At 69.0% G+C, this 23,206-nt stretch carries 13 protein-coding genes and 3 rRNA genes; 7 read left to right on the top strand and 9 right to left on the bottom strand.

The window, feature by feature from the left end; genetic code table 11:
• Positions 1 to 136 precede the first annotated feature (136 nt).
• Positions 137 to 2,188 carry a sigma-70 family RNA polymerase sigma factor gene (locus tag AB5J87_RS16610; protein ID WP_369377497.1) on the bottom strand — a complete coding sequence of 684 codons (2,052 nt, stop codon included), beginning with the start codon at positions 2,186 to 2,188 and terminating at the stop codon, positions 137 to 139.
• Positions 2,189 to 2,451: 263 nt separating this feature from the next.
• Complete coding sequence (locus AB5J87_RS16605) at positions 2,452 to 3,273, bottom strand: TetR/AcrR family transcriptional regulator (protein ID WP_369377496.1); 822 nt, start codon at positions 3,271 to 3,273, stop codon at positions 2,452 to 2,454.
• Between the two features lie 323 nt (positions 3,274 to 3,596).
• On the opposite strand from AB5J87_RS16605, the gene AB5J87_RS16600 reads away from it, so the two are divergent.
• On the top strand, positions 3,597 to 5,018 hold the full coding sequence (locus AB5J87_RS16600; protein ID WP_369377495.1) for an NAD(P)/FAD-dependent oxidoreductase: 1,422 nt from the start codon (positions 3,597 to 3,599) through the stop codon (positions 5,016 to 5,018).
• A gap of 115 nt (positions 5,019 to 5,133) precedes the next feature.
• Complete coding sequence (locus tag AB5J87_RS16595; RefSeq protein WP_369377493.1) at positions 5,134 to 6,786, top strand: SpoIIE family protein phosphatase; 1,653 nt, start codon at positions 5,134 to 5,136, stop codon at positions 6,784 to 6,786.
• 61 nt (positions 6,787 to 6,847) lie between these two features.
• Here AB5J87_RS16595 and AB5J87_RS16590 read toward each other — a convergent pair whose 3' ends face one another.
• Complete coding sequence (locus AB5J87_RS16590) at positions 6,848 to 8,122, bottom strand: MFS transporter (protein ID WP_369383551.1); 1,275 nt, start codon at positions 8,120 to 8,122, stop codon at positions 6,848 to 6,850.
• Positions 8,123 to 8,273: 151 nt separating this feature from the next.
• Between AB5J87_RS16590 and AB5J87_RS16585 the strand changes: the two genes are divergently transcribed.
• The 5 genes from AB5J87_RS16585 (at position 8,274) to AB5J87_RS16565 (ending at position 15,357) form a co-directional block, all read left to right on the top strand.
• Positions 8,274 to 8,849 (top strand): MarR family winged helix-turn-helix transcriptional regulator, encoded by a 576-nt coding sequence (locus tag AB5J87_RS16585; protein ID WP_369377491.1) that lies wholly within the window; start codon positions 8,274 to 8,276, stop codon positions 8,847 to 8,849.
• A gap of 725 nt (positions 8,850 to 9,574) precedes the next feature.
• Positions 9,575 to 11,102: ribosomal RNA gene (locus tag AB5J87_RS16580) — 16S ribosomal RNA — on the top strand.
• A 281-nt stretch (positions 11,103 to 11,383) separates the two neighbouring features.
• Positions 11,384 to 14,507, top strand: a 23S ribosomal RNA gene (locus AB5J87_RS16575).
• Between the two features lie 78 nt (positions 14,508 to 14,585).
• Positions 14,586 to 14,702 (top strand): 5S ribosomal RNA (gene rrf, locus AB5J87_RS16570).
• The 16S, 23S and 5S rRNA genes sit together here, the layout of an rRNA operon.
• A gap of 82 nt (positions 14,703 to 14,784) precedes the next feature.
• On the top strand, positions 14,785 to 15,357 hold the full coding sequence (locus tag AB5J87_RS16565) for a GNAT family N-acetyltransferase (RefSeq protein ID WP_369377489.1): 573 nt from the start codon (positions 14,785 to 14,787) through the stop codon (positions 15,355 to 15,357).
• 32 nt (positions 15,358 to 15,389) lie between these two features.
• Here AB5J87_RS16565 and AB5J87_RS16560 read toward each other — a convergent pair whose 3' ends face one another.
• The 6 genes from AB5J87_RS16560 to AB5J87_RS16535 form a co-directional block, all read right to left on the bottom strand.
• Positions 15,390 to 16,976: a type VI secretion protein gene (locus AB5J87_RS16560; protein WP_369377488.1), complete on the bottom strand. Its 1,587-nt coding sequence runs from the start codon at positions 16,974 to 16,976 to the stop codon at positions 15,390 to 15,392.
• 155 nt (positions 16,977 to 17,131) lie between these two features.
• Complete coding sequence (locus AB5J87_RS16555) at positions 17,132 to 18,556, bottom strand: ATP-binding protein (protein WP_369377487.1); 1,425 nt, start codon at positions 18,554 to 18,556, stop codon at positions 17,132 to 17,134.
• Between the two features lie 24 nt (positions 18,557 to 18,580).
• A complete protein-coding gene (locus AB5J87_RS16550; protein WP_369377485.1) occupies positions 18,581 to 20,131 on the bottom strand; it encodes an SCO6880 family protein in 1,551 nt (516 codons plus the stop codon).
• Positions 20,128 to 21,528, bottom strand: a complete 1,401-nt coding sequence (locus tag AB5J87_RS16545; RefSeq protein ID WP_369377484.1) for a hypothetical protein — start codon at positions 21,526 to 21,528, stop codon at positions 20,128 to 20,130. The genes AB5J87_RS16550 and AB5J87_RS16545 overlap by 4 nt, the downstream gene beginning before the upstream one ends.
• On the bottom strand, positions 21,518 to 22,381 hold the full coding sequence (locus AB5J87_RS16540) for a hypothetical protein (protein WP_369377483.1): 864 nt from the start codon (positions 22,379 to 22,381) through the stop codon (positions 21,518 to 21,520). The genes AB5J87_RS16545 and AB5J87_RS16540 overlap by 11 nt, the downstream gene beginning before the upstream one ends.
• A gap of 206 nt (positions 22,382 to 22,587) precedes the next feature.
• Positions 22,588 to 22,896 carry a hypothetical protein gene (locus AB5J87_RS16535; protein ID WP_188272968.1) on the bottom strand — a complete coding sequence of 103 codons (309 nt, stop codon included), beginning with the start codon at positions 22,894 to 22,896 and terminating at the stop codon, positions 22,588 to 22,590.
• Between the last annotated feature and the right edge of the window lie 310 nt (positions 22,897 to 23,206).

The following is a 23,206-nucleotide window of genomic DNA, read 5'->3' as shown; positions in this document are numbered from 1 at the left end:
TCCGACGTCCGGCGCTTGTCGCACTGCGCCACTGTCGGGTGGGCCCGCACAGCCCGCTTCGGCCGACCGGATTCCCGACCAGGCCCCCTGGCCAGGGCTCCCGGGCGGCGCCCGCCGCGAGCCGACTGCCGCCCGCTCAGCGGCAGTTGATGACCGACTTCGCCCAGTCCGCGAGCGCCACCGAGCCGAACGGCGTGTGCGGCTCGACGACCAGGCGGATCGTGCGGCGGCCCGTGATGTTCGCGTGGACCGGCACCGCCGGGTCCCCGCCGTGCATCACCGGGGAGCGCCACAGCAGCGTGCTGTCGCCGTACAGCGAGAACCGCACGGCACCCAGGCCCATCGTCAGGTCGTCGACCCCGGCGAACGCGTCATAGCTGGAGCACTGCCGGTTGAGGTCGATGACCACGGACGACCTGGCGTGGACGGTCACCCCGTGGCTGTACTGCTTGCCGTCGATCCCCAGCCCCCAGCGCTGCCAGAGCCAGCTGGACTGGCCGAGCCGCACCTCGGGCTTGGTGTGGTCGCCGAACACCCCGTACTGCAACCGGTTCACCTGGTAGACCTGCGCCGGGGGCGGTGGAGGGGGCGGTGTGGGGGTCGGCTTCGGGGGCGTCGGCTTCGGCGTCGGCTTGGGCGCCGGAGGCGTGGGTTTGGGCGGCGGCTTCGGCTTCGGCTTGGGCGGCGCGGGCTTCGGCGTCGGCTTGGGCGCGGGCTTGACCGGGGGCGGCGGCGCGGGTGCGGGCGGGGCCGGGGGCTCCGGGGTGGGGGACGGCGGCGGCTTGCGCGGCACGACCGGGACCACGGCCGACGGCTTGGCCTGCGGCTTCGCGGGCGGCGCCGCGCCGTTGCCGCTGAGCGCGTAGACCACGCCCGCGGCCACCGCTACGGCGACCGCCGCGGCGATGCCCGCCTTGGCCGGGGCGCCGAGCCCCTCCGAGGCGACGGCACCACCGGCCGCGCCGCCGGACGAACTCCCGCCCGTGGCCGCCGCGGCGGCACCCGCGCCCGCCGCGCCGACCGCGCCCCCGGCCACCAGACCGGCGGCCTTGAGCGAGTACCCGGCGGCGAACCAGCCGATGGTGGCGACCGGCAGCAGCGCGGGGATCCCGGAGTTGACGTCCTTGAGCTCAAGCACCGCGAGACGGCACTTGGCGCACTCCTCCAGATGCTTGCTCAGCCCTCGCTCGGCCCGCATCCGCAGCCCGCCGCGCGCGTACGCGCCGAGCCGGTCCGCGTAACGGGAGCAGTCGCCGCCCTCGGTGAGCGAGGTGGAGACGTGCGCCTGGAGGTACGCCTGCTTGAGCCCTTCGCGGGCCCGGCTGGCCAGGACCGCCGTGGCGTTGGCGGTCAGCCCGAACAGCGGCGCGATCTCGCTGGGCGACTCCTCCTCGACCGTGGTGTGCCACAGCACCGCCTGCCAGCGCTCCGGCAGCGACCGGAACGCCTGCATGGCCAGCGACTGCTCGGCCTCGTGCATCGCCCGCACGTCCGCGCCGAGGTCGACCGTGTCCTCGTCCCGGCCGTCCGAGGTGCGGGCGGCCTGCGCGGCGAACAGGGCGAAGTCCTCGACCAGCTGCTCGCGCTTGGCCGTCTTGGTCCAGGACGCGGCGACCCGGCGGACCGTCGTCATCAGATACGCCCGGACCGCCTGCTCGGGCCCGGCGCCGCCGCGCACCGCCTGGAGGGTACGGGCGAAGACCTCGGCCGTGAGGTCGTCGGCGGTGTGCGCGTCCCGGCAGCAGCTGCGGGCGTAGCGGCGGACCGCGTCCGAGTGGCGGCGGAACAGCTCCTCGTACGCGGCGTCGTCGCCCGCGCGCATCCGCTGGATCAGCTCGGCGTCGGCGGTCGGATCGCCCGTGCCGCGCTCGCGCTGCGGCGGAACGCTGGCCCCGGCGTCGGCCCCGGCCGCGCCCGTGGGCGCCACCGGCTCCGGTGTCTGCGACTCCTGGGGCGGCGGGCCCCAGGGGCCGGGCAGCACGGTGCCGCCGGTCCCGCTCTCGGTGTCGGGACGGCCACCGGGGCCGCCCTGACTGGGCACTTGGCGCGGGGGCAGGGCACTCGACTCCGCACCGCCGCCATGGACGGGACCACCGTGGACCGGGCCGCCGCGGCCCGGACCGTCGGGGCCCGGACCGTCGGGGCGCGCGTCGCCGGAGAGCGACTCGTCCCGCTCGTCAGCATTCATCGCGGAACCCCCCCGTCAGCACGCCCAGACCCGACCACCGGCCAAGCGTGCCACAGAGTCCGCACCCCGATGGAGCCCCGTGCGCCCCAACCACCCGTTCGTGGACCGGGGCCCGTCAGCACGTTCCCGTACCCCCGGCGGCGGTCCGCCCCCGCGCCCCTGGGGCGAAGAAACGGACCTGCGGCGACGGGAGCAAGGACCGCGCGGACGGCTCGGTCAAGGGTGCGGAACCGTGGCGGGCAACCCGGTGGTCACCCCGGCGGTTAGGCCGGACGTGAGCGCAGGCCCTCCAGCAGGATGTCGAGCAGCCGGGCGGACGCCGCCGCCTGCTGGTGCGGATCCGGCAGCGAGGGCGCCGCCGTGGCTATCACCAGCAGCACATCGGCCACCGTGACGTCGCCCCGCAGCTCACCCGCCTCCCGCGCCCGGTCCACGAGCTGGCCCACGACCGCGAGCAGCTCGGCCGCTCCCGCGTCGTCCAGCTCGTCCTCGGGCGAGGTGCGCGGCTCGACGACCCGCAGGTCGGGCGTGCCCGGCAGGCCGGTGAGGCCCGCCTGCCGCTGCTGCGGGACCCGCGCCTCGGCGGACAGCGGCCCCGTCGGCTCCAGCGGCTCGACCGACTCCAGCACCGGAGCGCCGGTGAGGGCCGTCGGCTCGTCGACGTCCACGCCGACCCGCAGCACCTGCGGCGGCAGCAGCCGTCCCGCACCGGACGCGACCGAGGTGCGCAGGAACCGGGAGAGCGCCGACCACGGCTCCTCCTCCTGGCCCAGCGCGGTCCGCGCCTGGTCGGTGAGGCGTGCGGTCTCCTCCTCGGCTATCCGCCGCACCAGCACGTCCTTGCTGGGGAAGCGCCGGTAGACCGTGCCCACGCCGACGCGGGCGCGGCGCGCCACGTCCTCCATCGGCGCCCCGTACCCCAGCTCGCCGAAGACCTCGCGCGCGGCACGCAGTACGTGCTCCAGATTGCGCTGGGCGTCCACGCGCAGCGGGGCGCGGGAAGCGCTCCCACCACCGCTGACACGTCCGCTGCCGTCCGCCGACGCGACGACGGCAGATTGCCAATGAGAGTCCTGAATATGCATAACCGTTCCCCCGGTAATGACGTCTCCCCCCGGAGACTCCCCGCCCTGACAGTCGGGTGGCCGGACCTGACACCCCGACGAGGTATGAACATAGTTGAGCCGGAGTCAATTCAGAAGGGGGTTGTTCCGCACGGTGTGCCCCCCGATCGGAGCAAGGACCGGAACCTTCCCGATTCGGACCCCCGGCGGACCCCCATCTTCCGGGCCTGACCTGCATCTTCGGCCCCCGGGCCGGTAGATCCGGGCACCGGTTCCGGCCACATCCGCCAGTCACACAATTTGTCGGGCCTGTGGACAAACACCGGTCACCGTTGCCTCATGGGATGGTGAAGGCTGCGATCAAACGGGGGTCGAGCCCCGAACCCACGCCCGGCACGCACATTCTCGTCGTCGGCGGCGGCTACGTGGGGATGTACACGGCGCTGCACCTCCAGCGGAAGCTGAAGGCGCGGCTGCGGGACGGCGGCGCGGTGATCACGGTGATCACCCCCGATCCGTACATGACGTACCAGCCGTTCCTGCCGGAGGCCGCCGCGGGCCTCATCTCGCCGCGCCACGTCGTCGTCCCCCTGCGCCGCGTCCTGGACCGCTGCCGGCTGGTCGTCGGCGAGGTCCGGTCCATCGACCACGCCTCGCGGACCGCGACCGTCACCACCCTCGCCACCGAGGAGGAGAGGACCGGCCCGGTCGAGATCGCCTACGACGAGCTCGTCCTGGCGCCCGGCTCCATCTCCCGCACCCTCCCGGTCCCGGGCCTCGCCGACTACGGCATCGGCTTCAAGACCGTCGAGGAGGCCATCGGCCTGCGCAACCACGTCATCGAGCAGATGGACATCGCCTCCTCCACCCGCGATCCGGCCGTCCGTGACGCGGCCCTCACCTTCGTGTTCGTCGGCGGCGGCTACGCGGGCGTGGAGGCGCTCGCCGAGCTGGAGGACATGGCCCGCTACGCCGCGCGGTACTACCACAACATCAAGCCCGAGGACCTGAAGTGGATCCTCGTGGAGGCCAGCGACCGCATCCTTCCCGAGGTCGGCGAGGAGATGGGCCGGTACGCGGTCCGCGAGCTGCGCGGGCGCAACATCGACGTACGCCTGGGAACGCGCCTCGACTCCTGCGAGAACCGCGTCGCCGTCCTCAGCGACGGCGCCCGGCTGCCCACCCGTACGGTCGTGTGGACCGCCGGGGTCAAGCCCGCGCCCGTAGTCGCCGCCACCGATCTGCCGCGCAACGAGCGAGGCCGCCTCAAGTGCACCGCCAAGCTCCAGGTGGAGGGCGCCGAGCACGCCTGGGCGGCCGGGGACGCGGCGGCCGTCCCGGACGTCACGGCCGAGGAGAAGGACAAGGAGTGCGCGCCCAACGCGCAGCACGCCGTGCGCCAGGCGAAGACGCTCGCCGAGAACGTCGCCGCCGCCATCGAGGGACGGCCGCTGGCCGAGTACTCCCACAAGTACGTCGGCTCGGTCGCCTCGCTCGGCCTCCACAAGGGCGTCGCCCATGTCTACGGCCGCAAGCTCAAGGGCTACCCGGCCTGGTTCATGCACCGCGTCTACCACCTGAGCCGCGTGCCCACCTTCAACCGCAAGGCGCGCGTGCTCGCCGAGTGGACGCTGGCGGGGCTCTTCAAACGGGACATCGTCTCGCTCGGCTCGCTGGAGCACCCGCGCGCCGAATTCGAGAGCGCCGCGGGCCCCGGACCCGCGCCGGGACCGGGCCCCGAGGCGCCCGGCGGCAAGGAGAACTGACGGTTGTCAGTGCCGTCCGTCACACTGTCCGTGTGACCATAGGTGGGCCCACACCTGCACAGAGTGACCCGCCAGAGTGACCCAGCAGCCAGCGACACACGAGGCCAAGAGATCCGTGAACTTCACGCGTTGGAGCGCCCGGCTCCCCGGTACGCAGCGCCGCGCCGCCGCACGGACCGACCGGGGCTCCGTGCCCGCCGCACGCGGTGAGTACGGACCGGACACCGAGAGCCGGCCGGACGGCGAGGCACCGGAGCAGTCCGGCGCGCCCGCCCTGGAGGAGCTGTCGGTGCGCCAGCTCCTCGGCAGCCTCCCCGCCCTCGTCGCGCTGGTCCACGGACCGGACCACCGCGTGGCGTACGTGAACGACGCCTATGCCACGACGTTCGGCCCCCGCCCGGTCGGCGCCCCGGCCGCCAAGGCGCTGCCCGAGCTGGACGAACTCGGCCTGTTCCCGCTGATGGACCAGGTCCTGCGCAGCGGCAAGCCGCGCACGGTCAAGTCCCGCAAGGCCCAGGGCGGCGGTTCGTACACGGTCACCTGCACTCCGGTCGAGATCCCCGCGCGCGAGGACGGCGCGGGCGGCGTCCTGGTCTTCGCCGCCGACGTCACCGACCACGCCGAGGCCGCCGAGCGGCTGCGCGCCAGCGAGCGCCGGCACCGCGAGACCGCCGTCACCCTCCAGCGCTCCCTGCTCCCGCAGGAGCTGGAGCAGCCCGACGACCTGCGGGTGGCCGCCACCTACCAGCCGGGCGGCACGGACGCGGCGGTCGGCGGCGACTGGTACGACGTGATCACCCTGGGCGCCGGGCGCACCGCCCTGGTCATCGGGGACGTGATGGGGCGCGGGGTGCGCGCGGCGGCGGTGATGGGCCAGCTCCGCACGGCGGTGCGGGCGTACGCGCGCCTGGACCTGCCCCCGCACGAGGTGCTCCAGCTGCTCGACGGCCTGGCCGCCGAGATCGACGCCAGCCAGATCGCCACCTGCGTCTACGCGGTGCACGACCCCAACGAGGGCCGGCTGGTCTACGCGTCGGCGGGCCACCTGCCCGTGCTCGTGCGCCACGCGGACGGCAGCGTGCACCGCGCGGAGGACCCGACCGGCCCCCCGCTGGGCACCGGCGGCTGGCTGCACACCTCCGGCACCATCGCCCTGCCGCCCGGCGCCACCGCCGTCCTCTATACGGACGGCTTGGTCGAGCGCAGGGGAGAGGACATCGACGAGGGCGTGGCCTCGCTGGAGCGCGCGCTGTCCGGCGCGATCGGCAGTCCGCAGGTCGTCTGCGACCGGCTGATCCGCTCGCTGGGCGTGACCGCCGAGCACGACGACGACGTGGCGGTGCTGGTCCTCCAGCACCCGGCCCGCACCGGCCCGGACGCCGAGCTGTTCCACAACGCGGCGCTCGACCTGCTGGGCGGCGTCGAAGCCGCGCCACGCGCGCGTGCCTTCGCGTCCGGGGTGCTGGCCTCCTGGCGGTTCCCGGTGGAACTGCGCGACCTGGGCGTCCTGGCCGCCAGCGAGCTGGTGGCCAATTCGCTCCAGCACGGCACCCCGCCGATGCGGCTGCGCCTGCGCCGCACCGACCGGCGGCTGATCATCGAGGTGACGGACGGCGACGACCATCTGCCGCGCCGCCGCCGCGCCGAGCCCGGAGACGAGTCAGGACGAGGCATCTCGATCGTCGCGACGATCGCCTCGTCCTGGGGTTCACGCCGTACACCGGGCGGCGGCAAGGCGGTGTGGTGCGAGTTCGCCCTGCCGGGCTAGGGCCCAGCGCCGGGCTGGGGCCCAGGGGCTGCCCCCTTGGCCCGCACCGTGCCGCTGAGGGTCAGACGGCCACCTGCTCCGGCTCGGCCTTGTGGACCGCGACCACGCGGGACGTGGCCGCCGCGTGCGGGTGGTCCTGCGCGAGGGTGAGCCCCCGGCCGAGCCGCAGCGCCAGCACGGTGATGCCGAGCGAGAACAGAATGAAGGTCACGACGTACGGGCCGTGCAGGGTGGCCCCCATCGGGCCGCCCACGAACGGGCCGAGCGCCAGTGCCATCTGCTTGACCAGCGCGAACGCCGAGTTGTACTGACCGACCATCGCCTCGGGGGCCAGGTCCGCGACCAGCGGCGCCACGGTCGGCGACAGCATCGCCTCACCGAGCCCGAAGAGCGCGTACGTGGAGATGAACGCGGCGGTCGCCATGGTCTGGCTGCCGTGGCCGAGCCCCGCGTACCCGGCGAAGAGCCAGGCCACGGTCCAGATGATGCCCACGGACGCGATCACGCGGCTGCGGCGGCGGCGCTCGACGAAGCGCAGCACCAGGAACTGCGCGACCACGATGACGGCGGTGTTGGCGGCCAGGGCGATGCCCAGGGTCGACGGCTCGATCCCGGCGGCCTCGGTGCCGTACGCGGCGAGACCCGACTCGAACTGCCCGTAGCAGGCGAAGAACAGCACGAAGCCGAGCACGCAGAGCTGGAGCATGGCCCGGTGTCCGAGGACGGCCCGGAAACCGCCGCTCTTCTCGCCCTTGGGCCGGGCGTCCGCGATGGCCGCGTTCCGCGGCAGCTTCACCGACAGCGCGATCGCGGCGAGGACCAGGAACATCCCGGCCTCGATGGCGAAGAGCAGGGTGAAGGACGCCGGACGGCTCTCGTCGACGATCTGCCCGCCGATGAGCCCGCCGATGCCCAGGCCCAGGTTCTGCAGGAAGAACTGCATGGCGAACGCACGGGTACGGGAGGTCGGCGACGACGACCAGACGATCATGGTGGCGAGCGCGGGCTGCATGACCGCGGTGCCCGCGCCCAGCAGGGCCGCGGCCCCGAGGACGGCCACCAGGTTGGTGGCGAGGCCCAGGAAGAGCGCGCCCACGGCGGCCGTCACGGCGGCGCCGACCAGGACGGGCAGGGGGCCGCGCCGGTCGATGACCCGGCCGGTGAAGAGCAGCGCCACGAGCGCGGCCAGGGCGAAGACGCCGAGGACGATCCCGGCCCAGAAAGAGCCGAGCCCTCGCACCGTCGCCACGTAGATGTACAGATACGGAACGGTGAACCCGAGTCCGAACGCGCTCAGCGCGTTCCCCGTCTGGATCCGGCGCATCGCCGCGCCCATCACCTTGGTCACACTCACCACCTTGAGGTCTCGAAGCGGAGGTCTTGAACCTGAAGCTCTCAGGCCCGAAGACTTCAACACTAAAGTTAGAACCTCAACAATACACACTCAAGGACTTAGACGCCAACGCCCCCCGTGCGATACTCGCGGCATGGCTGAGACCACCGAGCCCGGCGGGCCCACGGGCCCCGCCGGCCCAGAGGAGCCGACCCTCGACGAGCAGATCGCGGCGTACCAGCGCGAATTCCGCGACCTCGACCCCCAGGTCGAGAAGGTCGTCTCGGCCCTCGGCCGGCTGAACCGCCGGATGAACGTGGCGTACGGACGCCAGGTCGCCGCACTCGGCATCAGCAACGCGGAGTGGGAGGTCCTCAAGACCCTCGTGCTCGCGGGCAAGCCCTACCGGCTCGGCCCCGGCGAGCTCGCCAAGCGCCTCGGCCTCACCCCGGCCGCCATGACCCACCGCATCGACCGCATGGCGGGCGAGGGCCTGGTCACCCGCGACCGCGACGAGAACAACCGCGTACGGGTGATCGTGGAGCTCACGGACGAGGGCCGGACGAAGTGGCTGGAGGCCATGCAGATGGCCACCGACTTCGAGGAGGACCTGCTCCAGGACCTCACCCCGGACGAGCGGGGCTCCCTCGGCGAGATGCTGATCCGGGTCCTGCGCCGCGTGGAGCACGCCCAGCCGGACGCGGGCGGACGCCTCACCGACCTGGACTGACGGCCACCGGCGGCCGGGGGCGGGGCGCGTCGGCGGCCCGTGAATATGGGTTGACAGGCCCCGGCCTGTGGGGGTTGACACTCCTCCGCCGGGCCCGTAAGGTTCTTCGAGTTGTCACGGAGCCGGAACGGTTCTGCGACAGCCGTCCGCCGCAGATTTGCGGCAACCCCATCTCAGTACGACCTCCCGATCGGGATGAATTTCGGCATGCCGAATTCCATTTCGAAGTGGGGTCGGATGGATCGGGAGGCCCGATTAGGAGCCGCCCGGGAGATCCGCTAGAGTTTGGGACGTCGGAACGGCCCAACAGCCGGGAAGACAAACCGACTTGAACCCGGGAGACCGGAAAGCAGGCCCGAAAGGATCTGATAGAGTCGGAACCGCCGGAAAGGGAAGCGCGAAAGCGAAGACCTGGAAAGCACCGAGGAAATCGGATCGGAAAACGATCTGATAGAGTCGGAAACGAAGGAAGCGCCCGGAGGGCCCGGAAACGGGAACAAAGGAAGCGTCCGTACCTTGAGAACTCAACAGCGTGCCAAAAGTCAACGCCAGATTGACAACCCCGGCCCACCGCTCGTCGGTTGGGTTGGAGGTTCCTTTGAAAAGTCCTGCCGGTCCATGTGACGGGCAGGCAACAACACAGCGAGGACGCTGAGGACGACTGGTCTTATTCCGACCTGGTCGTTCCGCTCTTACGTGTGTGTGCACCGGATTACCGGTAAACATTCATGGAGAGTTTGATCCTGGCTCAGGACGAACGCTGGCGGCGTGCTTAACACATGCAAGTCGAACGATGAACCACTTCGGTGGGGATTAGTGGCGAACGGGTGAGTAACACGTGGGCAATCTGCCCTTCACTCTGGGACAAGCCCTGGAAACGGGGTCTAATACCGGATACGACCTGCCGAGGCATCTTGGCGGGTGGAAAGCTCCGGCGGTGAAGGATGAGCCCGCGGCCTATCAGCTTGTTGGTGGGGTAATGGCCTACCAAGGCGACGACGGGTAGCCGGCCTGAGAGGGCGACCGGCCACACTGGGACTGAGACACGGCCCAGACTCCTACGGGAGGCAGCAGTGGGGAATATTGCACAATGGGCGAAAGCCTGATGCAGCGACGCCGCGTGAGGGATGACGGCCTTCGGGTTGTAAACCTCTTTCAGCAGGGAAGAAGCGCAAGTGACGGTACCTGCAGAAGAAGCGCCGCGGCTAACTACGTGCCAGCAGCCGCGGTAATACGTAGGGCGCAAGCGTTGTCCGGAATTATTGGGCGTAAAGAGCTCGTAGGCGGCTTGTCACGTCGGATGTGAAAGCCCGGGGCTTAACCCCGGGTCTGCATTCGATACGGGCTAGCTAGAGTGTGGTAGGGGAGATCGGAATTCCTGGTGTAGCGGTGAAATGCGCAGATATCAGGAGGAACACCGGTGGCGAAGGCGGATCTCTGGGCCATTACTGACGCTGAGGAGCGAAAGCGTGGGGAGCGAACAGGATTAGATACCCTGGTAGTCCACGCCGTAAACGTTGGGAACTAGGTGTTGGCGACATTCCACGTCGTCGGTGCCGCAGCTAACGCATTAAGTTCCCCGCCTGGGGAGTACGGCCGCAAGGCTAAAACTCAAAGGAATTGACGGGGGCCCGCACAAGCAGCGGAGCATGTGGCTTAATTCGACGCAACGCGAAGAACCTTACCAAGGCTTGACATATACCGGAAACGGCCAGAGATGGTCGCCCCCTTGTGGTCGGTATACAGGTGGTGCATGGCTGTCGTCAGCTCGTGTCGTGAGATGTTGGGTTAAGTCCCGCAACGAGCGCAACCCTTGTTCTGTGTTGCCAGCATGCCCTTCGGGGTGATGGGGACTCACAGGAGACTGCCGGGGTCAACTCGGAGGAAGGTGGGGACGACGTCAAGTCATCATGCCCCTTATGTCTTGGGCTGCACACGTGCTACAATGGCCGGTACAATGAGCTGCGATGCCGCGAGGCGGAGCGAATCTCAAAAAGCCGGTCTCAGTTCGGATTGGGGTCTGCAACTCGACCCCATGAAGTCGGAGTTGCTAGTAATCGCAGATCAGCATTGCTGCGGTGAATACGTTCCCGGGCCTTGTACACACCGCCCGTCACGTCACGAAAGTCGGTAACACCCGAAGCCGGTGGCCCAACCCCTTGTGGGAGGGAGCTGTCGAAGGTGGGACTGGCGATTGGGACGAAGTCGTAACAAGGTAGCCGTACCGGAAGGTGCGGCTGGATCACCTCCTTTCTAAGGAGCACAGCACCGATTGCAGGCAAATGTTCTGCACGGTCAGCTCATGGGTGGAACGTTGACTATTCGGCAAGGTCTGGTTGCTTCCTGTTAGTACTGCTTCGGCGTGGAACACAGTGAAGGGACTGGCTTTACCGGGCACGCTGTTGGGTGTCTGAAGGCACGGGCCTGGCCCGTTGTACTTCAGTCGCCAAGCCCCAGTGCACTCACCACGTTGTGGTGGGGTGATGGGTGGCTGGTCGTTGTTTGAGAACTGCACAGTGGACGCGAGCATCTGTGGCCAAGTTTTTAAGGGCGCACGGTGGATGCCTTGGCACCAGGAACCGATGAAGGACGTGGGAGGCCACGATAGTCCCCGGGGAGCCGTCAACCAGGCTTTGATCCGGGGGTTTCCGAATGGGGAAACCCGGCAGTCGTCATGGGCTGTCACCCATGCCTGAACACATAGGGCATGTGGAGGGAACGAGGGGAAGTGAAACATCTCAGTACCCTCAGGAAGAGAAAACAACCGTGATTCCGGGAGTAGTGGCGAGCGAAACCGGATGAGGCCAAACCTACGGCGTGTGAGACCCGGCAGGGGTTGCGTCGTGGGGGTTGTGGGATCTCTCTTTCACAGTCTGCCTACTGTGAGACGAGTCAGAAACCGTTGATGTAGGCGAAGGACATGCGAAAGGTCCGGCGTAGAGGGTAAGACCCCCGTAGCTGAAACATTGACGGCTCGTTTGAGAGACACCCAAGTAGCACGGGGCCCGAGAAATCCCGTGTGAATCTGGCGGGACCACCCGCTAAGCCTAAATATTCCCTGGTGACCGATAGCGGATAGTACCGTGAGGGAATGGTGAAAAGTACCGCGGGAGCGGAGTGAAATAGTACCTGAAACCGTGTGCCTACAAGCCGTGGGAGCGTCGCGCATTGAGTTTACTCAGTGCGTCGTGACTGCGTGCCTTTTGAAGAATGAGCCTGCGAGTTAGCGGTGTGTAGCGAGGTTAACCCGTGTGGGGAAGCCGTAGCGAAAGCGAGTCCGAACAGGGCGTTTGAGTTGCACGCTCTAGACCCGAAGCGGAGTGATCTAGCCATGGGCAGGTTGAAGCGGAGGTAAGACTTCGTGGAGGACCGAACCCACCAGGGTTGAAAACCTGGGGGATGACCTGTGGTTAGGGGTGAAAGGCCAATCAAACTCCGTGATAGCTGGTTCTCCCCGAAATGCATTTAGGTGCAGCGTCGTGTGTTTCTTGCCGGAGGTAGAGCACTGGATAGGCGATGGGCCCTACCGGGTTACTGACCTTAGCCAAACTCCGAATGCCGGTAAGTGAGAGCGCGGCAGTGAGACTGTGGGGGATAAGCTCCATGGTCGAGAGGGAAACAGCCCAGAGCATCGACTAAGGCCCCTAAGCGTACGCTAAGTGGGAAAGGATGTGGAGTCGCAGAGACAACCAGGAGGTTGGCTTAGAAGCAGCCACCCTTGAAAGAGTGCGTAATAGCTCACTGGTCAAGTGATTCCGCGCCGACAATGTAGCGGGGCTCAAGCGTACCGCCGAAGTCGTGTCATTGCGATATGTACCCCCAACGGGGATCGTGATGGGTAGGGGAGCGTCGTGTGCCGGGTGAAGCAGCCGCGGAAGCGAGTTGTGGACGGTTCACGAGTGAGAATGCAGGCATGAGTAGCGATACACACGTGAGAAACGTGTGCGCCGATTGACTAAGGGTTCCTGGGTCAAGCTGATCTGCCCAGGGTAAGTCGGGACCTAAGGCGAGGCCGACAGGCGTAGTCGATGGACAACCGGTTGATATTCCGGTACCCGCTTTGAAACGCCCAATATCGAATCAGGCGATGCTAAGTCCGTGAAGCCGCCCTGGAGCCTTCGGGCAAAGGGGAGTGGTGGAGCCGACGAACCAGACTTGTAGTAGGTAAGCGATGGGGTGACGCAGGAAGGTAGTCCAGCCCGGGCGGTGGTTGTCCCGGGGTAAGGGTGTAGGCCGTGTGGTAGGCAAATCCGTCACACGTTAAGGCTGAGACCTGATGCCGAGCCGATTGTGGTGAAGTGGATGATCCTATGCTGTCGAGAAAAGCCTCTAGCGAGTTTCATGGCGGCCCGTACCCTAAACCGACTCAGGTGGTCAGGTAGAGAATACCGAGGCGTTCGGGTGAACTATGGTTAAGGAACTCGGCAAAATGCCCCCGTAACTTCGGGAGAAGGGGGCCATCACTGGTGATCCGATTTACTCGGTGAGCTGGGGGTGGCCGCAGAGACCAGCGAGAAGCGACTGTTTACTAAAAACACAGGTCCGTGCGAAGCCGTAAGGCGATGTATACGGACTGACGCCTGCCCGGTGCTGGAACGTTAAGGGGACCGGTTAGCTTGGATTCGTCCAGGCGAAGCTGAGAACTTAAGCGCCAGTAAACGGCGGTGGTAACTATAACCATCCTAAGGTAGCGAAATTCCTTGTCGGGTAAGTTCCGACCTGCACGAATGGCGTAACGACTTCTCGACTGTCTCAACCATAGGCCCGGTGAAATTGCACTACGAGTAAAGATGCTCGTTTCGCGCAGCAGGACGGAAAGACCCCGGGACCTTTACTACAGTTTGATATTGGTGTTCGGTTCGGCTTGTGTAGGATAGGTGGGAGACTGTGAAGCAGCCACGCCAGTGGTTGTGGAGTCGCCGTTGAAATACCACTCTGGTCGTGCTGGATGTCTAACCTCGGTCCGTGATCCGGATCAGGGACAGTGTCTGATGGGTAGTTTAACTGGGGCGGTTGCCTCCTAAAGAGTAACGGAGGCGCCCAAAGGTTCCCTCAGCCTGGTTGGCAATCAGGTGTTGAGTGTAAGTGCACAAGGGAGCTTGACTGTGAGACCGACGGGTCGAGCAGGGACGAAAGTCGGGACTAGTGATCCGGCGGTGGCTTGTGGAAGCGCCGTCGCTCAACGGATAAAAGGTACCCCGGGGATAACAGGCTGATCTTCCCCAAGAGTCCATATCGACGGGATGGTTTGGCACCTCGATGTCGGCTCGTCGCATCCTGGGGCTGGAGTCGGTCCCAAGGGTTGGGCTGTTCGCCCATTAAAGCGGTACGCGAGCTGGGTTTAGAACGTCGTGAGACAGTTCGGTCCCTATCCGCTGTGCGCGTAGGAGTCTTGAGAAGGGCTGTCCCTAGTACGAGAGGACCGGGACGGACGAACCTCTGGTGTGCCAGTTGTCCTGCCAAGGGCATGGCTGGTTGGCTACGTTCGGAAAGGATAACCGCTGAAAGCATCTAAGCGGGAAGCCTGCTTCGAGATGAGGACTCCCACCACCTTCGAGTGGGTAAGGCTCCCAGTAGACGACTGGGTTGATAGGCCGGATGTGGAAGCACCGTAAGGTGTGGAGCTGACCGGTACTAATAGGCCGAGGGCTTGTCCTCAGTTGCTCGCGTCCACTGTGTTAGTTCTGAAATAACGAACGGCCGTGTTGTTGCCCGGTTTCGTTAATTTCATAGTGTTTCGGTGGTCATAGCGTTAGGGAAACGCCCGGTTACATTCCGAACCCGGAAGCTAAGCCTTTCAGCGCCGATGGTACTGCAGGGGGGACCCTGTGGGAGAGTAGGACGCCGCCGAACAATCATTGCGGGAAGCCCCGCACCATGATCCGCAAGGATTAATGGTGCGGGGCTTTTCTGCGTTCCGTGGCAGTATCTCGCCATGGAACACGTGATACGCCCTGTCAGGGCCGACGAATGGCTCAAGGCCAAGGAGCTGCGGCTCGCCGCGCTCGCCGACCCCGCCGCCCCGGTGGCCTTCTTGGAGACGACCGAGCAGGCCGAGGCCCAGCCGGACAGTTTCTGGCAGGACCGCACGGCCCGGGCCACCGGCACCGGCGCCTGCCAGTTCATCGCGGAGGCGCCCGACGGGACCTGGGCCGGCAGCGTCGTCGTCCTCATCGAGGAGCCGGGCACCGAGGACTTCTTCGGCGCGAGGATCGAGGCCACCCAGGGGCATCTGGTCGGCGTCTTCGTACGGCCCGAGCACCGGGGGATCGGGCTCACCGAGCGGCTCTTCGCGGCGGCCGTGGAGTGGGCCTGGTCCCTGGAACCGGCGCTGGGCCGCGTACGGCTCTATGTGCACGAGGACAACCCACGCGCGCGGGGCTTCTACGGGAAGTTCGGCTTCGTACCGACCGGCCGGACCACGGGGCCGTCCGCCGAGGAGGGGGAGTCGTCGGCCTCGCAGGAGACGGCCTCGCACGAGATCGAGATGGAGCTCGTACGCCCGTAGGCGGGCGCGTGGCGGGGACGGAAGCGCGGGGCCTACGGGGTCAGCGTCTCCGTCCAGCGGGCGCGGGCCTGTTCGGCCGAGCGGAGCAGGACCAGGGTCGGCAGGCCCAGGTCCTGCCCGGTCGCCAGGAGTTCGGGCAGCCGGGGCAGCGGCGCGACGGCCGCCACGTCGTCCAGGACGAGGGTCATTGGTGGGTCGAGCCGACCGTCGGGTGACCGTTCGGCCATGCGGCGGCCGTGCTCGACCACGTCTGAGGCGAGGGCGGTCAGGAAGGGCATCGCGGCGGGGCGTGACCGCGGGTCCTCGATGGCTTCACCCACCACGTAAAGCGTGCCCCCTTCTGCGGCGAATGATTCCAGCGCGAGGGAATCCGCTCGGTTCGGTGTGCACGCCTCGCGGATGTGGATCGAGGAGAGCGCGTCCAGCGCACGGGCCGTCAGCTGCTGGGCGATCTCCCGGCGTTCGGGGTGCGCGGTGAGCGCCGACTCCAGCAGGCCCGCGATGCCGCTCATGGCCTTGGGGTGGGTACGGAGTATGCGTACGGCCTCGTGGGCGCCGGTGCCCTGGGCCCAGCGGTGGACCTGCTTGACGGCCTTGCCGTCCCGGCTGTCCAGCGCGGCGGCGTGCAGCCAGCAGCGCAGCAGGGTCTCGGCGGTGTCGGCCAGGGCGGTGTCGATGCGGGCCTGCGGACGTACGGGGGCGAGCAGAGCGTGCGCGCGCGTAGCCGCGGTTTCCGGGTCCTCGCAGCCGGACGTGGGCGACCAGTGCAGCCGGGCCGGGGTGTCGCAGAGGTGCCCCGGGTCGTACACGTGGACCGGCCCGAGCTTCGCGCGCGCGTCCTTGGTCTCGGCCCACAGCGTGGGGTCGGAGGTGATGACGAGTGCGGCGCCCTCCGCGTCCCGGATGGCCTGGACGGCAGTGGGGCGGCGGGCGGCGGGGCCGCCGTAGACGATCCGGGGCGGGCGGGCCGCCCGGGGCGACGGGAGCATCCCGCCCGCGGCATCCGTCGTCGCCCAGGGGGTGGCGGTGTCGGCTGCCGGAGCGGAGGTGGGGGCGGTGCCGTTCGTGGGAGCGGGGCCCGCGCCCGCGTGGGCCCCGTCCGTACGCGCTGTGGGCGGGCGGGACGAACCCCAGGGATCCGGGTCCGAGTCCGGGCCCGGTGCCGCGGGCGCGGGCGGTGTCGTGGCGGCCGGGGCGGCGGTGGGCGCGGCGCGGCCGAGTCCCACCACCGGGTTGCCCGGCAGCAGCGCCGCCGCCTTGGTTCTCGCCCGGACCGCGCGCCAGCGCGACCAGGTGCCGAGGGCGAAGACGAACAGGACCAGGAGCACCAGGAGCTGGCCGATGAGCAGGCCCCAGAAGAGGCCGTAGCCGGAGAGCTGGGCTGCGGGCGTGTCCGGCCAGGCGGCCGGGAGGTCGTGCGGGGCCTGGACGAGCTGGCGCATGGCGAGCGGGGTGTGGGTGAACGTCACTTCGTCCGGCCAGGCGCCGTGGCTGAACAGGCCGGCGAGGCCCGTCGCCGTCCACACCAGGACGGTGAGGCCGAGCAGGAACGCGAGCAGCCCGATGAGCAGCGAATCGGGGATGCCGCGTTCCTCGCCGCGGGAGCGGGACTCCGGCATGTCAGGCAACCTCCGCCGTGTCGGGTCGATTCGTGTGTGTCGGGGGGAACTTCCGAGGTGCGGGCGGCCGTTGACCGGTCAAGCCGCCACGGGCATGCCGTCGGCCGCCGTGGGCTCGCCGCCGCACCGCCGCGGGCCGGGCGGTGCGGCGGGTCTCAGGCCACGGTCGATTCGGAGGAGGGGGTGTCGGACATTTGCTGTTCCATAAGCGCTGCCCTGCGCTCGCTCTCCGACTCCAGTCGCGTCTCCAGCTCATGGGCGAGTACGTCGTCGGTCGCCGCCGACTCCGTCATGGCGCGGTCGGTGAAGACCAGCGGCCGTTCCCGCTCGGTGACCAGGTGTTTGACGACCTGGACATTGCCGTTGACGTCCCAGACGGCGATGCCCGGGGTGAGCGTCGGGATGATCTCGACGGCCCATCGGGGCAGGCCGATGACCAGGCCGGTGGCCCTGGCCTCGTCCGCCTTCTGGGCGTAGATCGTGCGGGTCGACGCCATCTTCAGGATGGCCGCGGCCTCCCGCGCGGCGGCCCCGTCGACCACGTCCGAGAGGTGGTGGACGACGGCGACGAAGGACAGCCCGAGCCGGCGGCCGAACTTGAGCAGCCGCTGGAAGAGCTGTGCCACGAACGGCGAGTTGATGATGTGCCACGCCTCCTCCACCAGGAAGATGCGCTTCTTGCGGTCGGGGCGGATCCAGGTGTGCTCCAGCCAGACGCCGACGATGGCCATGAGGATCGGCATGGCGATCGAGTTGCGGTCGATGTGCGAGAGGTCGAAGACGATCAGCGGCGCGTCCAGGTCGATGCCGACCGAGGTCGGTCCGTCGAACATGCCCCGCAGGTCGCCGTCGACGAGCCGGTCCAGGACGAGCGCCACGTCCAGGCCCCAGGCCCGGACGTCGTCTATGTCGACGTTCATGGCTTCCGCCGAGGCCGCCTCGGGGTGGCGCAGCTGTTCCACGATGTCGGTGAGGACGGGCTGGCGGTCGGTGATGGTCTCGTTGACGTAGGCGTGGGCCACCTTCAGGGCGAAGCCCGAGCGCTCGTCCAGGCCGTGCCCCATCGCGACTTCGATGATGGTGCGCAGCAGCGCCAGCTGGCCGGTGGTGGTGATGGCCGGGTCCAGCGGGTTGAGCCGGATGCCGCCGTCGAGGGCGGCCATCGGGTCGAGGCGGATGGGAGTTATTCCCAGCTCGCGCGCGATGAGGTTCCATTCGCCGACGCCGTCCTCGCCCTGGGCGTCGAGCACCACGACCTGCCGGTCGCGGAACCGCAGCTGGCGCAGTACGTAGGTCTTCTCCAGGGCCGACTTGCCGTTGCCGGACTCGCCGAGGACCAGCCAGTGCGGCGCGGGCAGCTGCTGACCGTACAGCTGGAAGGGGTCGTAGATGTACCCCTTGCCGCTGTAGACCTCGCGGCCGATGATCACGCCGGAGTCGCCGAGGCCGGGCGCGGCCGTCGGCAGGTAGACGGCCTGTGCCTGGCCGGTGGAGGTGCGGACGGGCAGCCGGGTCGTCTCCACCTTCCCGAAGAGGAAGGAGGTGAAGGCGTTGGTGAGTGCGGAGAGCGGATCTCGCATGAGCAGGCCCCAATCAGCTCTCGGCTAGCGGCGGATGCCGGTGGCGAACGGCAAGGTGTTGACGAAGGCCCGGTGGTGCTCGCGGTCGCACCACTCCAGCTTCAGGTAGGACTTGCCGGCCGAGGCGCGGATGGTGCGCTTGTCCCTCGCCAGCGCCTCGGGCGAGCGGGCCGACACCGTGATGTACCCGACGAGGTTGACGCCCGCCGCGCCGCTGGCGAGATCTTCACCCCGTTGGTCGAGGCGGCCGTGGGCGGCGATGTCGCGGGGGTCGACGGTCCGGTTCATCTTGGCCGCGCGCGACGCCTCGGCCTCGTCGTTGGTCTTCTCGGTGAGCATGCGCTCGATGGCGATCTCGGTGGGTTCGAGGTCCATGCAGACGGCGACGGTGCGGATGACGTCCGGGGTGTGGACGAGGAGCGGGGCGAGGAAGTTGACGCCGACGGGCGTCATGGGCCATTCCTTCACCCAGGCGGTGGCGTGGCACCAGGGCGCGCGCGTGGACGACTCCCGGGTCTTGGCCTGGAGGTAGGTGGGTTCGACCGCGTCGAGTTCGGCGGGCCAGGCGTTGCGCTTGGTCATGGCCTGGATGTGGTCGATGGGGTGGTCCGGGTCGTACATGGAGTGCACGAGGGAGGCGAGCCGCCCCTGGCCGAGGGGCTGGCGCACCCGGATGTCGGCCTCGGCGAGGCGGGCGCAGATGTCGGTGAGCTCGCGCGCCATGACGACGGCGAGTCCGGCGTCCTTGTCGAGCTTGCGGCCGGGCTGGGGGCGGGCGGCGCGCGCCATGGCGTGGGCCTCGGCGGCGAGCTCCCGCGAATACTGCATACAGGCGACGAGATACGCGCGGTGCTGCTCGCTGGAGGTGGAGACCATCGACTGGAGCTGCTCGTAGGACTCCTGGAGCCAGTCGGGTGAGCCGTGGTCGCCGCGCTGGGCGACGTCCTTGGCGTGGGCGTCGGGGTCGGCGGGCAGGGTGCGGGCGAGCATCTGGAGGCGGGTGACGAACCCGTCGCCGTTGGCGACGTGCTTGAGCAGCGTGCCGAAGCGGTCGACGAGGGCCTCCTGGTCCTCGGAGTCGCGCAGGCCGACGCCGGGACCCTCGATCTCGATGGCGGCGGTGACCGTGCGGCGGTCGGCGTGCAGCAGTACGGCGATCTCGTCGGGGCCGAAGGGCGCGGCGAGCCAGCTGATGCGGCCGATGCCGGGCGGCGGCCCGATCTCGACCTCGCGCCCGTCGCTGCCGACGCCCGCCTCCATGGCGCCGGACCGGTAGGCGGTGCCGCGCCGCAGCGAGCGCTTGTAGCTGCGGTTGATCTCGAACCATTTGTAGAACGTGCGGTGTTTGTACGGGAGGTAGACCGCGGCGAGCGCGAGCATGGGGAAGCCCATGAGCAGCACGATCCGCAGGGAGAGGACGGGTACCAGCAGTCCGGCCATCATGCCGAGGAACGCGCCGCCGATGATCAGCGCGATCTCGCCGGTCTCACGGTTCTTGCCGACGATGGCCGACGGCCGGGCCCGGCCGATCAGATACGTGCGGCGGGGCGAGACCGGTTGGGACTGGGTCGTCAACGCCCTGCACCTCCTGTGCTGTTGTTGCCTTTGTTGCCGGTGTTGCGGCTGCTGTGCGGGGTGCCGCTGGTGGGTCCGGAGCCGTTACGGGGCGGGGGTGCGGCGGAGGGGACAGATCCGCCGCCGCCACCGCCGCCGGAGGAGCCCCGGCTGCTGTGGGCGGCAACGCCACCGGACATCGGGTTGGCGGGCCGGGCCTGGGCGCTGTTGTTGCCCTGGTTGCCGCGGCTGCTGTGGGTCTTGATGCCCTGGGAGACGAGCGCGGCCGGGGAGGAGATCACGGCGGCGGCCTGCGAGCCGTCGGTGGCCTGCTTGCGGTTGGTGCGGGCGGCGGCGATCTCGTCGCCGAAGCCGGGGACGAACCGGTAGATCATCGCGGAGGCGAAGATGGCGAGCAGGATGATGGCGAGTCCGGAGACGACGGCCTGGAAGGAGTCGGGCCCCTTGCCCTCGGAGAGGGCTCCCGCGAGGCTGAGGACGATCACGATGATGGGTTTCACCAGGATGATCGCGATCATGATGCCGGCCCAGCGGCGGACGTGGCCCCACATGTTCTTGTCGACGAGCCCCGAGTACACGACGACCCCGAGCAGCGCGCCCACGTACAGCAGGAGGGCGCGGATGTAGAGCTCCAGGAAGAGCACGCCGGCGGCGAGGATGGTCACCAGCGAGACCACGATCAGCATGATCGGCCCGCCGCCGATGTCCGTCCCCTTCTTCAGGGCGGCCGAGAACGAGCCGAAGAAGACATCGGTCTGGTCACCGGTGCCGGAGGCGATGACGTCGGTGACGGCGTCGGTCGCGTTCACCACCGTGTAGAGGATCAGCGGGGTGAAGGCGGAGGCGAGGACGGTCAGCCACAGGAAGCCGACGGCCTCGGAGATCGCGGTGGTCAGCGGTACGCCCCGGATCGCCCGCTTGGCGACCGCGAGCAGCCACAGCACCAGGGTGAGGATGGTGGCGGCGGCGAAGACCACCGCGTAGCGCCCGAGGAAGGCCGGGTTGGTGAAGTCGACCTTGGCGGCGGTCTTCACGAACTTGGAGAGCGTGTCGACGACCCAGACGGCGGCGTCGGCGCAGCCGCGCGCCAGCGAGGTCAGCGGGTCGGCGGGGTCGCCGGCCGCCGGAGTGCCGGCGGGGCCGGTCGCCTTGCCGTTGCCCGCGTCGCAGTACTGCCGGGCCGGGCCCTTGATCAGGTCGCAGGCGCCGGCGCCCGTCGAGGGGCTCGGGGTGCTGGGCGTGGCGGGCGGGCTCGCGGGCGGGCTCGGCGCGGCGTAGACGTAGGTGCCCGCCAGGACCACCGCGGTCTGCACCGCCGTCAGGGCCGCCACGAGCGGCAGCGCGCGGTGGGGCCGCGCACCGGGGAGGAGGGCACGGCGGTGCCGCTTACCGGGCATAGGTGAACCCTCCGTACTGCTCGACGGCCTCGGCCATGTCCTTGGCTGTGGCGGCGGCCTGGTCGCGGCCGACGGGCGCCGGGCCGTCCTTCTGCGTGTAGTCGACGACCTTCCAGTCGCCCGCCCACCTCAGCTGGAAGGTCTGGGTGTACCAGCCCTCGGAGACGGGGTTCTTGGAGCCCTCGCCCGCCAGGCCGAAGAGCGAGGAGCACCAGACGGAGACCGTCGCCGAGGCGGAGTCGAACTTCTCGACCTTGGCGCCGACCGGGGTGAAGCGGGAGATGAACGCCATCCCGGCGGGCGCGGCGCCGTCCGGCTTCAGCCCGATGCGGGCCAGGAACTCCGGGGCCGCGTACGCCTGGTCGAGGGCGCTCTGGCGGGCGGCGGCCACGTCCGGCGCGTACACCGCGGCGACGATCTCGCGGCGGCGGGACGGGGTGTACATGCCCTCCGAGCCGAGTGCCACGGCGTAGTTGGCCGCCGCCGACTGGGCGCCCTGCTCGGTCTGCGGGAAGCCGGAGGCGATGCCGCCGGTCTTGCCCTCGACCGGCCGGGTGCCGCTGGCCGCGGTCGGCCGGGCGCCGGACGCCTTCGGGTCGTCGGAGGAGCCGCCGCCGTCGCCGCCGTCGCCGCGGTTGGCGAAGGCGATGGCGGCGACCAGGACGACCACCACGCCGACGACCGTGATCAGGGACCGCGAGGCGCGCACGGGACGGCGGGCGCCGCCGTAGGCGTCGCCCTCGCCCTCCGGCAGCCGGGTACGGGTCTGCCGGGTGCCGCCGACGGTGCTGTACGCGTCCTCCGGGCGCCGGGTGTCCGGGCGCCGGGAGTCGTGCTCGTCGCCGAGGCTCATGCCGCGTCCGCCCCCTCAGACCTTCGCTGTTCCGTCGCGTAGTACGACGGTAGCCGTGCTGGTTCCCGCGCGGGCGCGGTGTGGTGACTCGACATCAGGGAGACGCAACCTCAGCCGGTGGGCACGACGGACGGATGGTGTGGTGGTGGGCCTGGGCGGGCCCGTGGGGACGAACGCGGCGGGACGGGGCCGGACCTGATTCCAGGTCAGACGGCCATCCCGTACACAATGGTGAAGAGGGTGCCCAGTGAGCCGATGATGAAGACTCCGGTCAGACCGGCCACGATCAGACCCTTGCCCTGCTCCGCGCTGAACGTGTCGCGCAGCGCGGTCGCGCCGATCCGCTGCTTGGCCGCGCCCCACACGGCGATGCCGAGGCACAGCAGGATGGCCACGGCCATCACTACTTCGACCATCACCCGGGCCTCTTGGCCAAGACTCCCGAACGGCCCCCAGTTGGGCGCGATTCCGCCGATGATGGTGTTGATGTCGCCCTTTTCGGCTGCCAGGTACACGTAACTCACCGCCCCTGTCGGGTAGTTCGATGCCCCTGCCCCACGGCATGGGTCAGGCACTATCTTCGCTGATGAAACCGCCCGGGTATGTCGACTTGGCGGCTCTCTTTTCCCGAAACCGCACAGCTGTGCCGGTCGCACCGCCCTGACCTGCGGTGGACCGTTTCTCCACGGATTCGCTTATGGTCACTCTGTGTATCACGCAGGGTGACTCCGGGCAATGACTGTCGTTGGTGCACTCTGGGCCTGGCCGCTACAGCGGGACTCGGGCGGGACGTGAGCGCGCCGTGGGAAGGGCCGGACCAGCGGG

It is taken from the genome of Streptomyces sp. cg36, assembly GCF_041080675.1.
Lineage (GTDB): Bacteria > Actinomycetota > Actinomycetes > Streptomycetales > Streptomycetaceae > Streptomyces.
This window is presented reverse-complemented; position numbering and strand designations above follow the sequence as displayed.

What these genes read in the sequence shown, in the direction of transcription:
- AB5J87_RS16545 (WP_369377484.1), bottom strand. Translation starts at nt 21,528, where the DNA reads ATGCCCGGTAAGCGGCACCGCCGTGCCCTCCTCCCCGGTGCGCGGCCC.
- AB5J87_RS16555 (WP_369377487.1), bottom strand. Translation starts at nt 18,556, where the DNA reads ATGCGAGATCCGCTCTCCGCACTCACCAACGCCTTCACCTCCTTCCTC.
- AB5J87_RS16610 (WP_369377497.1), bottom strand. Translation starts at nt 2,188, where the DNA reads ATGAATGCTGACGAGCGGGACGAGTCGCTCTCCGGCGACGCGCGCCCC.
- AB5J87_RS16565 (WP_369377489.1), top strand. Translation starts at nt 14,785, where the DNA reads ATGGAACACGTGATACGCCCTGTCAGGGCCGACGAATGGCTCAAGGCC.
- AB5J87_RS16605 (WP_369377496.1), bottom strand. Translation starts at nt 3,273, where the DNA reads ATGCATATTCAGGACTCTCATTGGCAATCTGCCGTCGTCGCGTCGGCG.
- AB5J87_RS16585 (WP_369377491.1), top strand. Translation starts at nt 8,274, where the DNA reads ATGGCTGAGACCACCGAGCCCGGCGGGCCCACGGGCCCCGCCGGCCCA.
- AB5J87_RS16540 (WP_369377483.1), bottom strand. Translation starts at nt 22,381, where the DNA reads ATGAGCCTCGGCGACGAGCACGACTCCCGGCGCCCGGACACCCGGCGC.
- AB5J87_RS16590 (WP_369383551.1), bottom strand. Translation starts at nt 8,122, where the DNA reads ATGGGCGCGGCGATGCGCCGGATCCAGACGGGGAACGCGCTGAGCGCG.
- AB5J87_RS16600 (WP_369377495.1), top strand. Translation starts at nt 3,597, where the DNA reads ATGGTGAAGGCTGCGATCAAACGGGGGTCGAGCCCCGAACCCACGCCC.
- AB5J87_RS16560 (WP_369377488.1), bottom strand. Translation starts at nt 16,976, where the DNA reads ATGCCGGAGTCCCGCTCCCGCGGCGAGGAACGCGGCATCCCCGATTCG.